Origin of the sequence: Myxococcus sp. CA023 (genome assembly GCF_010998615.1) — a bacterium.
Classification (GTDB): Bacteria; Myxococcota; Myxococcia; order Myxococcales; family Myxococcaceae; genus Myxococcus.
In genome coordinates this window covers 16,363-28,983 of sequence record NZ_JAAEAH010000051.1, presented here as the reverse complement: position 1 = coordinate 28,983, position 12,621 = coordinate 16,363, and the positions used below count along the sequence as shown (strand labels likewise).

General features: G+C 69.6%; 7 protein-coding genes and 1 pseudogene. 1 reads left to right on the top strand and 7 read right to left on the bottom strand.

The features are described from left to right. Positions 1–48: 48 nt before the first annotated feature. Positions 49–1,353, bottom strand: coding sequence for a pyridoxal phosphate-dependent aminotransferase (locus tag F8M74_RS22280; protein WP_141257221.1), 1,305 nt, complete (start codon positions 1,351–1,353; stop codon positions 49–51). Between the two features lie 273 nt (positions 1,354–1,626). Here F8M74_RS22280 and F8M74_RS22275 point away from each other — a divergent pair, with 273 nt between their 5' ends. Further along, positions 1,627–2,319, top strand: a complete 693-nt coding sequence (locus F8M74_RS22275) for a hypothetical protein (protein ID WP_141257222.1) — start codon at positions 1,627–1,629, stop codon at positions 2,317–2,319. Between the two features lie 11 nt (positions 2,320–2,330). On the opposite strand, the gene F8M74_RS22270 is transcribed toward F8M74_RS22275, so the two are convergent. From F8M74_RS22270 to F8M74_RS22245, 6 genes and pseudogenes are all read right to left on the bottom strand, one after another. Beyond that, positions 2,331–4,295 (bottom strand): 4-alpha-glucanotransferase, encoded by a 1,965-nt coding sequence (locus F8M74_RS22270; RefSeq protein ID WP_141257223.1) that lies wholly within the window; start codon positions 4,293–4,295, stop codon positions 2,331–2,333. 84 nt (positions 4,296–4,379) lie between these two features. Continuing rightward, positions 4,380–4,646: pseudogene (locus F8M74_RS22265) on the bottom strand (efflux RND transporter permease subunit); the annotation flags it as partial. A 222-nt stretch (positions 4,647–4,868) separates the two neighbouring features. After that, the gene (locus F8M74_RS22260) at positions 4,869–5,939 is read right to left on the bottom strand and encodes an ADYC domain-containing protein (protein ID WP_141257225.1); all 1,071 of its coding nucleotides are present in this window, start codon (positions 5,937–5,939) and stop codon (positions 4,869–4,871) included. Between the two features lie 78 nt (positions 5,940–6,017). Further along, entirely contained in the window at positions 6,018–9,842 is a 3,825-nt protein-coding gene (locus tag F8M74_RS22255; protein WP_141257226.1) for an SUMF1/EgtB/PvdO family nonheme iron enzyme, read from the bottom strand. Positions 9,843–9,961: 119 nt separating this feature from the next. Then, positions 9,962–10,423 carry a response regulator gene (locus tag F8M74_RS22250; protein WP_090486438.1) on the bottom strand — a complete coding sequence of 154 codons (462 nt, stop codon included), beginning with the start codon at positions 10,421–10,423 and terminating at the stop codon, positions 9,962–9,964. A gap of 159 nt (positions 10,424–10,582) precedes the next feature. Continuing rightward, positions 10,583–12,253 carry an Ig-like domain-containing protein gene (locus F8M74_RS22245; protein WP_162295101.1) on the bottom strand — a complete coding sequence of 557 codons (1,671 nt, stop codon included), beginning with the start codon at positions 12,251–12,253 and terminating at the stop codon, positions 10,583–10,585. Positions 12,254–12,621 lie beyond the last annotated feature (368 nt).

The window sequence follows — 12,621 nt, the reverse complement described above, 5'->3', positions numbered from 1 at the left end:
CCAGGACCTCCATGGTGGAACGAGCGCGGCGGGAAGATGTCGCAAGGATTACGCGCCGGAGGAGAGGACCTCGCGGAGCGCCGCCTCCACCCGGGGCAGCGCCTCCTCGATTTCCTTCACCGACGTGGCCCCCACCGACAGGCGGAACCAGCCCGTGTCCGCGTCCAGTCCGAAGGCCTGGAAGGGCACCACGCCCAGGTTTGCCTTCTCCAGCAGGAGCTTGCGGATGTCATTGTTGGAGCGCAGGCCCCCCTTGCCCACCAGGTCGAAGCGCACCGACAGGTAGATGGCGCCCTGCGGTGCGATGTGCTGCACCGGCAGCCCCGCCTCGCGCATGCGCGTGAGCCCCTTATGCAAGGCCTCCAGCCGCGCTTCCACGGACTTGCGCATCCCCTCCAGGAAGGTCTCCATCGCCGCCGTGTCGTCGAGGTAGCGCGCCACCGCGACCTGCTCCGCCTTGGGAGCCCAGGCGCCCACGTGGCCGAGCACGTCCCGCATGCGAGCGATGATGGTCGGCGGCCCCACGCCCCAGCCCACGCGCACGCCCGTGGCGGCGAAGGCCTTGGAGATGCCATCCACGAACACCGTGTACGGCGCCACCTCCGGCACCAGCGACACCGGCGTGACGTGCCTGGCCGCGCCGAAGCTCAGCACCCAGTAAATCTGGTCGTACATGAGGATGAGCGGCTTGCGGCCCTGCTTCTCGCGCTCGCGGTTCTCCGCGACGACGCGCTCGCAGATGGCGCCCAGCGCATCCGGATCAATCATGGTGCCGGTGGGGTTGAGCGGGCTGCACAGGCACAAGAGGCGCGCGGCGCCCAGGTGCGGCGCCAGCTGCTCCACGGTGGGCATGAAGCCCCGCGCGGCGTCCGTCACCACCACCGCGCTCTTCGCGTCCATCATGTGCGCGTAGTGGTTATTGTTCCACGAGGGCACCGGGTAGACGACCGTCTCCCCCGCGTCCAGCACGCTGCGGTACGTGCCGTAGATGATGGGCCGCGCGCCTCCCGCGATGACGATGCCCTCCAGCGGGTACTTCAGGCCCAGCGAGCGCTCATAGAAGCGCTGCACGGCCTGGCGGAGCTCCAGCACGCCATCCGACGGCGGGTAGTTCGTCTCGCCCGCCTGGAGCGCGGCGGTGATGTGCTCCCGCAGCAGGTCGGGGATGGGGAACTCGCGCGGGTTGAAGTCGCCCACGGTGAGGTTGCACACCTTCTGGCCCTTGGCGATCCGCTCGCGAATCTCCGCCGCGATGCGGAGGATTTCGCTGCCGACGATGCCACGCGCCATCGTTCCCACGGTGGCGTCGTCCTTGGAGGGGCGGGGAAGAGAGGTCAGGTCGAGGGGGGCCATGTGAGGGTGCTCTCCGGTTCGTGCGCGTTCGGGGGCCGCGCGGACGACTTGCGGCGCGGACGATAGTCGCGGCCCCGCCGTCCTGTGTCATGCATTCGTGGTGACGGAGGCCCTCCGGGGCAACCGGTCCTCCGTGAAAATTTCCAGCGCTTCCGGGGCCCTCCACGGGTGTTATCTTTGCCCGCTTTCCCGTCGTGACACTGGCCTCCGAGCCGCCGCCCGTGCGAGACGAGGGGCCGCAGTCCCGAACTCGCAGGCCCTGGCAGGAGGGGAATGATGACGCGGTCCGGACGCAGGATGACGTCGCTGTGGTTGGCCGGGTGTCTGGCGTTCGCCGGGTGCTCCAAGAAGGAGGAACCCGCCGCGGCGCCCACCGGCGCGCAGCCCCAGCCCGAGGTCCAAGCGCCGCCCACCTCGCCGCCTCCGGGCACCATTCCCCGCGAAGGCGAGGCCGCCGCCAAGCCACCCGTGCACACGGCCTCGATGGGTGACAGTGAGACCGAGCCGCCTTCGGACGTCCCCGCGGAGAACCGCGAGTGGACCACCACCCCGGTGTCGCTGAAGCGGCGCCCGGCCCAGTCGGTGACGCTGCGCTCCGTACGCGCTGGCACGCATGCCGACTTCGACCGCGTGGTGTTCGAGTTCGATGGACCGCAGGTCCCCGGCTACCAGCTCCAGTACGTGGACAAGCCCATCATCCAGTGTGGCTCCGGGGACGAGACGCCGCTGGCCGGCAAGGGCTTCCTCCAAGTCACGATGTCACCCGCGCGTGGCCATGACGACCAGGGCCGGGCCACCGTGGCCGCACTGGAGATAAAGCCCAAGCTGCCCACCTTGCTGGAGCTGGTGCGCACGTGTGACTTCGAGGCCGAGGTGACGTGGGTGCTGGGAAACAAGGCCCCCACCGACTTCCGCGTCATGGAGCTGCGCGACCCCACTCGCCTCGTGGTGGACGTGAAGCACTGAGGGCCCAAGCGTCACCCGGCCCGCAGCTCGCGGGCCAGCGCATCCAGTCCTTCCAGCAAGCGCTGGTGCCGCACGCGCGCCGGAGCACCCTGTGCCCGCAGCGCCATGGCGAGCGCCGCGGGCAGGTTCACCGCGGCGTCTCCCTTCAACCGCTCGCGGTACTGCCGCGCCCAGTCCTGGGGCACGCGCAGGGACCAGTTGCGCTCATCCACCGTGCCGGGCGCGTTGTACGTCTCCGGCATCCCGAGCAGGTCGGTGAAGAACATCATCACGTTGCGCGCGCGGCTGGCGAACAGGTCCGCCACCTTTGCCTGCGCCAACCGTCCCGGGCTCGTGGACAGCTCGCGCGCGAAGGCCTCGCGCTCCGAGGGCTCGGGACACAAGCGCGTGGCCAGGTACTCCGCCTGCGCGCGCAGCGCGCCCTTCCATTGCCAGTCCGCCACCAGGCGCCACAGGGACTTCGTGTCGTGGTTGCCCACCATCACCCAGTCCTCCGGGCCCACGTTCTCACTGCGGTACACGTCCGACGGGTTGTGCAGGTCCGCCTTCTGCGTCACGCGGAAACGGCCCAGGCCGTACTGCGCCAGCACGCGCTCCAGCGGGTACGGCAGCGTGCTGAGCACCTCCGCGAGCAAGCCGCCCACTTGCCGCCCGTTGCGCCGGGACGCCTCCACCACCGTGTCGAAGAGGACGCTGTAGCGGCGCACCTGTTCGAGCGTGAGGTCCTTCACCCAGCGGTCCGCGTAGCGCGGCACGGCGCGGTCCACCTGCTCCGGGCGCACGAGCGCGAAGCGCGCCAGCTCCGGGTGGTCCGGCAGGTCCGGTGACGAAAAGAGCCGCGCGCCATGTTGCACGGACCACAGCGCGTCCGGCAGGTCCGCGCGGTACACCCACGGACACACCAGCCCGTGCGGATGGTCCAGCCGCAGCCCGTCGTATTCGCCGAGCATCTTGTCCATGCGCGCGTTCATGAAGCGCAGCACGGGCCCGTTGCGGCTCCCGGCGTTCGTCCCGGCGTCGTCCAGCTCGAAGTACTGCTCCGGGTCCATCACCGGATAGTTCCACGGCTGGCCGTCCGGGTTCGTCCTGCTGGGCGGCGCGCCCATGAGATAGGTGCGCAGGAAGAGGCCCTGCCATGCCCACGCGTCGCGCGGCGACAGGCCTATCTGGAGGTCGCCGTACAGCTTCAGCCGCCATGCGCCCACGCGCTCGCGCAGGCCGTGGTGCTGCGCATGGACCAGGAACTGCCAGAAGGCGTAGCGCTCCAGCGTGTCCGCGTAGCGCAGCTCCAGCTGCGTCAGGCGCGCGACGGCCGCCGCTTCCTCCTCCGGACGGGGGTTCCACAGCCGCCCGTCCAGCGAGTCCGCCCAGCGCCGCCAGTCCGGCTCGCGCTTCTCCTCGCACAGCACGTCGAAGAGGGCATCCCGCACCAGCCAGGCCCGGTGCTGCTGGCGGAAGGTGTCGAAGCGCGAAGCCAGTGCCCGGATGGACGGAGCGGCGTCCGGCGCCGCACGCTTCCGTTGAAAGGTGAGCCACGCTTCGTTCAGCAGGGTGGTCTGCGTGCGGAAGGCCTGACGGAAGCGCTCCCCGGGGGGCAGCGCCGAAGGGCGGCTGGCGGCGAGCTGCGCCACGCGGCCCGGTGGCAGCAGCGCGCCCCAGGGCTCGGGGGCCTCCAGCGGCGCGAGCGCCACGTTGAGGAGGTTTCGCGAGAAGAGCGTGCCGTCATACGGCGAGGCGTTGAACTCCGTCACCTGCCCCTGCGGCCCCAACTGGATGCCGTTGAAGCCCAACTCCCGGGAGAACGCGAGGAAGTGCGCCGCCCCTTCCGAGTATGGCGAGCCCCAGCCCGTGTCCTCTTCTGGAAGGCTGGGGAAACTCGGGTCGTGGATGCTGAGCACCCAGTTGCGGACGTCGAGCGCGGCCAGGGCTTCGGTGACGAGTCGGTGGTGATTTTCAGGCAGCAAGGCGCGAGACATGGCGGAAGGGGCTGACCCTACGGCCGCTGGTGCGATGCGCCAACCGTCCTGTCGTCCCGAACCCGTCCGTTCGTTGCCGAGCCCTCAATCGTGCCGCGCCTGAGGGGCGGGCCGGGGCTCTCCACGGCCGCCGCCTCCGCCCGGAACGTGAGGCCGCTGTTCGGGAGGCTTCATCCGGAAGAGCTTGCGCAGCATGCGGGTGGACCATGTCCGGCCGTCCACCAGGATTTCGTACACCGCGGGAATCACCAGCAGTGTCAGCAGCGTGGACGTCAGCGTGCCGCCAATCACCGCGCATCCCATCGGCGCGCGGAAGTCGCCGCCCTCGCCAATGGCCACCGGCACCATGCCCCGCAGAGCCCCATCAGAATCCCCGCCGATGTTCCGCCGAAGACCTGTCGTATTCGAGCCCGTCTCACAGCGCATCTCCCATCCCCGCCCCCCCACGGCGAGCCGGCCAACCATGGTGTCGCCTCCCTGCCCCCGGTAGCCGTTGACCACAAGGTCCACCGCCAGCAAGCAGGCCGGGGTGGCGATGGCGAGCCTTCTCAGACACGCCAGGCCGGACGGCGCCTACTGCGTTGGAGGGACCTCGCTCATGATGAGCGTTCCGGCCTGGAAGTGGGCCCACTTGCCGCAGTGGGTGCGCTGCGTCTGCCCCGGGCAGCTCACAGCCTGTGCCGCGCGCGTCGTCTGCGTGAAGCAGCGCGCACCGTCGGCGTCCCACTCGGCCTCGTGCAGCCACGCCTCCGTATCCGTCTGCACGTCCACGCCGTCATGGAGGTTCACCCACTGGCCATCCGTGGTGTGCGACGTGCCGTCACCGCAGAAGTCCGCGCGCACCATGCGCGTGCACGCCTGGTGGTGGTCCGCCAGGCTCAGGCCATCCGCCGTGGCGCCCCAGGGCCGGTAGCCAAAGCGCACGCACTTGGCGATGGCCGCACCCTCGCAGGCGAAGGTGAAGCGCGCGGCGTCATCCACCTTCGCGCCGCCGCCCGGCACGCCCTGGCGGTAGTCCCACCGGCCCGCGACGGGGATGGAGCCCAGCGCCGAGCCGTCCTCCGCCGCGCACGCGGGCTTCCAGAGTGCATCGGCCGCGTCGTAGTAGGAGACGTGGTACGCCCAGACGTCCGCGTCCGCGCCCGTCCCAGGCTCGATGCCGTCGACGCGCAGCTCCACGGTGTCACCACTGCTCAGATTGCCGGTGAAGCGCGCCCCCAGGAAGGCCTGGCCGGACACCGGGCCGCTGAAGGCGACGCCGTGGAAGACGCTCCCCTCCAGCCGCACCGCGCCGAGGACTTCCTCCGCGATGCGGGCGCCCGCCAGGTCCACGGACACGAGCAGCTGTCCCAGCTCGGGGGTGTTCAGGTTGCGGCCATTCAGGTTGCGGCCATTCAGATTCCGTCCGTTCGGCGCCGCCAGCTCCGCCACGCCCGAGCGCAGCGCCACCGGCTCCGCCTCCGTCACGTTCCCCGCACAGCCCACCATGCTCACCGTGCTGACCAGCGCCGTCACCGTCTGCTTCCAAGCACCCATCACCCACCACCTTCCCGGCCCGACCACGGAATCAATGTCCGCAGCGGCCCCCCGCCCAGCAACTCGCCTGAGGACCCGCAGGCACTTGCTTCGTCCACTGCGCATCACCAGCCCCAGACGCCAAGGCGGACACAGGGTTCCTCCGTCCGGTAGTGCGCGGAGCGGATGTAGGGCAAGCAGGCGGGCTTAGGGGTGCGCGATGGATGCCACGTCCGCGCACACCCGCATGCCCACCGTCACGTCGCGCAGGGACGGCTCTGGCAGCTCGCGGTTGGAGGCGCGCGCCGAGGTCGCCGCGAAGGCGAAGCTGCCCCCACGCGCCACGGCCTTGCCCGGCTCCAGCCAGGAGCGGGTCCACTCCCACACGTTGCCGGACATGTCGTCCACGCCGAAGGGACTGCGCGATGCGGGGTGGCTGCCCACCTCGTCGGGGCCGAAGCCTCCGGGCTGCTTGCCGTAGGTGGTGTCGATGTTGGCGTCGTCCGGGGTCAGGGTGTCGCCATGCGGGTACTCACGCCCGTCCACGCCGCGCGCCGCGCGCTCCCACTCCAGCTCCGAGCAGAGCCGAGCGCCGGGGACGCGGCCGCTCTCCGACAGCCACGCGGCATAGGCCTCCGCGTCCGCGAAGGTGATGCCGCTGACGGGGAAGCGCAGCCAGTCCTGCTCCGCGCGCGACGTGCGGTGGGCGTAGCGCAGCGGCGCTCCGGCCCGCGCCATGTAGGGCTCGTTCCCGGGCTGGAAGCGCAACCGCCAGACGCCGTCCACCTGCCCCAGCGTGAGCAGGCCCGCGTAGCCGCCCGTTCCCACGCGCGGCAGCCGCTGTGCGCGTTGCGCGGGCGGCAGCGCCTCCACGTAGGCCAGCCACTCGGCATACGTCACCTCGTGCCGGGCCATCAGGAAGGCGGGGACGTCCACGGAGTGCAGGGGCACGGCGTTGAAGAACTCGCGCACGCTGGCCTCGGCCGCGCTGCCGAACTTCACCTCGCCCGGCGGCACGAAGACGAAGCCCTCCGGTACGCTGCCCATGCGCGGCAGCGGCACGCCGAGCCGCCGCGACTCGCCTCGCCGCAGCAGCACCCACTGCACCACCGGCTCATAGCCAAGCGAGCGCGCGGAAATCTGGTACGTGCCCGGCGCCACCGCTGCATCCAGCCAGCGCCCCGGGTCCGCTTGCAGGGGCTCTCCCAGCTGAAACTTGCCCTGCGCATCGCGCGTCAGTGGACGCAGCTCAACCTCCGCCCCCGGAATGAGTGTCTCCAGCGTGAGGCTGGCCGCGGCGTTCCAGCGCCGCCAGCGCGTGCCCGCCGTGTCATAGAGCCGCAGACGCTGGAGCAACGCGGGCAGCGTCGAGGCGTCTTCGTCCTGCTCGGCCCACAGGGCGCGCTCATAGAGGAAGTCCGCCAGGGCCTCGCGCACGTCGGCGCGGCCGGGCGCCAACGCCAGCGCGCGCTCCAGTCGTCCGGCCACTTCGTCGAAGCGGCCGCGCAGCTGTCCCGCTTGCGCACCGGCCCGGTTCCAGTGTCGGTCCGCGTCGACGCGGCGGCCGGTGTCGTAGAGACGGAAGGCCTCGTCACGCTCGGCGCTCAGCGTGCCCCAGTCCTGACGCACGGCGCTCAGGGCCTGGGCCGCCTGGCCCAGTTCGTCGCGCACCTGCCGGTCCAGGCTCCAACGCTCCCTCAGCTTGAGCCCGCCGTAGACGAGCCCCAGGGACACGACGAAGCCCACCACCAGCGCATGCCGCGTCCGCCGGCTGCGCACCATGGTGCGGCGCGAGGCCTTCAGGAAGTCGCGCTCGCGACGGGTGAGCTCTCCCGTGTCGAGCACCTGCGTCTCCTCCAGCTGACGCGGGCCCCAGAGGGATTCACTCGGGAAGCCCAGCTTCTCCCAGTGCGCGGCGGCGGCCTCCAGCCGGGATTGGACCTCGCGGCGCTCGGAGGCCTCGGCCAGCCAGCGCGCCAGCGTCCCCCAGCCGGAGAGCAGCGCCTCGTGGGCGAGTTCGTAGGACGTGCCCTCCTGGGCCTCGCGCGCCACCAACAGCCGCGCGTGAACCAGCGCCTCCAGGGCGGCGCGGTAGCGGGCGTCGTCCCCCACCAGCTCGCGGTCCGTCTTCCGCGCGCGGGTGCCGTCCGCGGTGACGAGCCGCAGGAGCACGCCCCGGGCCGCCACCCGCTGGTCGGGTAGCAGGCGGGCCACCGCCGCATCCGCGTGCCGCGCGAGCGCGCCCTCCACGCCGCCCAGCGAGTCGATCACCGCCTGCGTCATGACACCAGCCGCCGCGTCGCGCGCCTCCCACATCTCGGCCAGCGCGAACTGGAGCACCGGGAGGCCGCCCTCCGCCGCTGACAGGGTGGAGGTGACGAGCGCGTCCACCAGCGCGTCGGATTCGAAGCGCACGCCCTTCACTCGGGCGGGGCCTGCCACGGCTTCCCGCGTCTCCTCGGGCGACAAGGCGCGCAGCAGGTACAGTGCGCGCGGCACCTCCGCGCCCAGCCCGGGCACGGCGGACAGCCGGGTGAGGAAGTCACTTCGCCCCGTGGCGAGCAGGCGCACGCCACTGGCGCCCTCCGCGAGCGCCCCAAGTGCCTGTCCCGCCAGCTCCGCCTCGACCGGCGGCGCCAGCGTCACCAGCTCCTCGAGCTGATCCACGTAGACGAGCAGCCCCTCCTGGGCCCCCAGCTTCACGCGGAGCCTGCGCACCAGGGACGAGGGCTCGGCGCGCAGGGCTTCGGCCAGGGTCTCCTCTTCCGTCTCCAGCACGGGCGCGAGCGCCGCGACCAGCGCCGCCAGGGGCCTGCGGCCCGGCACCAGCCGCACGCTGCGCCAGCGACGCCCGTCCTCCAGGCCCCCTTCGGTGACAGCGGGGAGCAGTCCGGCGAGGCACAGGGAGGACTTCCCCACGCCTGAGTCACCGGTGATGAGCAGGAAGGGCTCCGAGCGCATCCGCTCCAACACCGCGCGCTGCTCGCGGCGGCGGCCGAAGAAGACGGCGCGGTGCTCCGCCTCGAAGGCCTGGAGGCCGCGGTAGGGATTGCCCTCCGGCACCGCCTGGACGCTGTCGTCACGCGTCAGTGCGTCCAAGGCATCGAGCAGCTGTGAGGCGGTGGCGTAACGTTCGGACGGCTCGCGGCGCAGACACTTGTCGATGACGGCGGCGAGCCCGGCATCCACGCCGGACACCACCTGGGCCAGGGGGCTGGCATCCCGGTGGCGCACCCGCTCCGGGAGTTCGCGCCAGGGCACGTCCCGGAAGGGGCCCTTGCCCACGCACAACTCGTACAGGACGACGCCCAGTGAGTACACGTCACTGCGCGCCGTCAGCGCCTCACCCGCCCAGGCCTCCGGGGACATGTAATACGGCGTCCCCACCAGCGAGCCGCGCGGCAGCGATGGAAGGAAGATGCCGTCCAGCGAGCGCGCGCCCAGGTTCGGGCTGGCCTCCGGGTCCAGGTCAGGAGGCAGCTCCGGCGGCGGAGTCCCGGAAGCGGGCGGCGCGCCATCCCCCGCCCCCGCGGCCCGGTCCAGGAGCTTCGCGAGGCCGAAGTCGAGCAGCTTCACCTCGCCAGCCTCGGTGAGCACGGCATTGCCGGGCTTGATGTCCCGGTGCAACACCCCGCGCCGGTGAGCGGCGCTCAGGCCCCGTGCCAAATCCCTCCCCATGGCCAGCACGCGCTCCCAGGGTTGGGGCTTGGGCAGCCGGTCCAGGCTCATCCCCCGGATGAACTCGGAGACGAGGTAGGGCTGCTCCTCCAATTGTCCCACCCGGTAGAGGGTGACGACATTGGGGTGCTGGATGCGCGCGGCCGCCCGGGCCTCCACGAGGAACCGCGCCAGGGCGTTGGGCCCCAGGGCCGGGATGAACTTCACGGCGACGGGGCGCTCGAGCAGCGTGTCATGGGCCAGGAACACCCGCCCCGTGCGCCCACGCCCGATGGCCCGCACAAGGCGGTACTCGTCGAACTCCTGGGGAGGAGTCCACGCATCTGGAGACGGCGAGGCGGCCGGAGAGCCCACACCCGGTGCCTATGCATCCGTCCGGCAGGGGTCAACTGAACGGGCCGAGCGGGAGGAGACTCCAGGACGCCAGGGCCGCTGGAGTGTCCGTTGCCGAGCAGTGGTGTTGTCCTTGGGCCTCAGCCGCCCCGGACCTTCCCCTTGCTCGGCTTGAGCATGTTTCGGATCTTGTTCTCCAAATCCTGCGGCAGGCAGGGCTTGGCGACGAACTCGTCCGCGCCGGCGTCCCGGGCGTGCTCCGCGTTCCCCGCGAGCACATGGCCGGTGAGGGCCATGACGGGGATGTCCCGGGTGCGGGAGTCCTGCTTGATGCGCCGCGTCGCCTCCCAGCCGTCCATGACGGGGAGGGACAGGTCCATCAGGATGATGTCGGGCTCGCCCTCGCTGGCCTTCTCCACCGCTTCCACGCCGTTGCGGGCGGTGTCCACCTCGAAGCCGACGAACTCCAGGTACTCCGCGTACATCTCCCGGGCATCATCGAAGTCGTCCACCACGAGCACGCGCTTCTTGTTCCCACCCGCCGCGGGCTCCTTGGCGGTTGGCATGTCTTCTGCCGGGACTGTCATCGCCGTGCTCTTCATGGGCCAGACGCCTCTCGGGTTGGAACGGGCGTTGAGCAATCTATACACGCCCCTCCCGACGTGCCCACCCCACCTCGCTCCTCAACGAATGCGGACCGGAGTGCTGGTATGTGTTCAGTAGAGGACAGGTGGGGCGGGCGGTGGAGTGTCGGTGGGTGCTCAGTAGTTGGCGCGGTAGACGTAGAGGAGGCGCTGGTGGGGAGTGCCTTCGGCCGCCTCGATGCGGGCCAGGACAGGTTGGTCCTGTGCGTCCAGCGCAACAACACCATGACCCGAGGGGATCCTTCCTGGCAGCGGGCGAAGCAAACCGCCCAACGGTCCCCATGCGATGCCGTCCCAGCGGCGGAGATAGGTCACCCAAGGCCCATCCCGAATCTCAGGCTCGCCCAGCAACGTAACCAGTCGGCCCTGAGTATCGACGTCAAGCCCTCCGATCAGCGCATCCGTGGCCCCCGGAAACAGGCCGCCGGCAGGCGCACCAAGGTTGGCCCATCCTTGAGCCTCATCAAATCGCTGGACCCCACCAGCCTGTGCCCCATGGATGTCCATATACGCGACGGCCCGAACCAGGTTGCCATCCCCATCCAGGCCATATCTGCGATGTGGCCCTTCAATGGGCGTCACCAGGGACTCCCACGCACCACCGTTCCACCTGTGGATATACGACTTCGAGACACTCCAGCCCGGGTTGGACTCGGACCAGACGACAATGGGACGTCCCTGCACATCCAGCAGCAACCCCACATTGGAGACATCCCATGTGGAGTCGACCTTGAGGGCCCCACCGAGCGACACCCAAGCAGTGCCTCTCCAAGACAAGACGGATACCTGGGACTCCTGATTCGAGTTCTTCTCCCGAAAAGCCATCGCCATGTCGCCACGAGCGTTTGCCTTGAACTGGAAAGCCTCGATCATTCCTTGCGACAGGCTCCTCTCGACAGGCTCTCCTACAGCGATCCACTGGCTTCCTGACCAGCGGCGGACATGAACGTTGATATGCCCGTCCTCTGTCCCTTCCGTCCAGGCTACGACCGGGTTTGCTTCCGGAGAACCCTGGAGCACAGATGCGTAGACATATGTCTCACCGCCATTCGCATCCAACACCTCTCCCAACGGCTCCCACAACATCCCATTCCACCGCTTGACATGGACGCCCCAATTCCCGGGCCTGGCGCCATCTACAAACGCAACAATAGGATTACCCGCCGCGTCGAACCCAAGCGACGGAAAGTTCACAGTGGAAAATCCTGAAGAATCAGCAGCAAGACCACCGCCCATGGCGAGATAGGCAGGGAACGTCCACTCCCAGGAGTCCACAGGGGTAATGAGTGCGTTTCCCGCGACGTCCGTCACCGAATCCGTGAGCGTCACGGACATCGTCGTATCCACCAGTGCGGAGCCCAAAGGCCGCAATGTCAACGAAGTGCGCTCTGGAGAAAGCAGCAGCTCCACGGGCACCTCGCTGCCATTCGACCAGAGCTTCACGGAGTCTGCCGTGACAGAGCCGGGCTCAATGGGCTCGGAGAATACGGCCTGGATGGGATGGCGAACCAATGCTGTCTGAGCCCCCGGCAAGGGGGTTTGCGAAACAAGCCTCGGTGCCGTCCGGTCCACGGTGAGCGTGCTCGCATCGCTCATGATCCGGAGTTCCCCGATGGTGACCCTCGCTGCAAAGCTATGAATTCCCTCATCCAGGGCCTCCGTGCTCCAGCGCAGCTCGTAGCGAGGCGGAGGCAGCAAGGCGACCGAATTCCCGTCGACGAACAGTTCAACGGCGTCTGGTGCATCCCCCAACACGGAGGCACGAACCCAGACGTCTCTATTCGTCACGGTCCGCGACAACTCAAGCATCACCGAGGGAGTCGCCCCCCCCGCATCAGCCACAGGACCTGCGTCAGGCGTTTGGGGGACCACATCGACTTCCGGCACGTTGATACAGGCCCAAAGCAAGGAACAGAACCACACTGACAGGAGTCGGATGAATCTCATGTATCTGGCTTTCGGATGCAGCGGCCGTTCCCAGCAAAAGTGGACTTTGCTGCCACCAAAGGCTTGGCAATTCGATGACTTACAGGGCGGAAGCAGGACGCTCCCACCCGAGGCACGCCACGCCTTGGACCCTGGGTCCAGATAGATGGACTCCCTGTCCGACCTGTGCGCTCCAAGCTTCAAAAGACGACACCCCTATGGAGACGCGC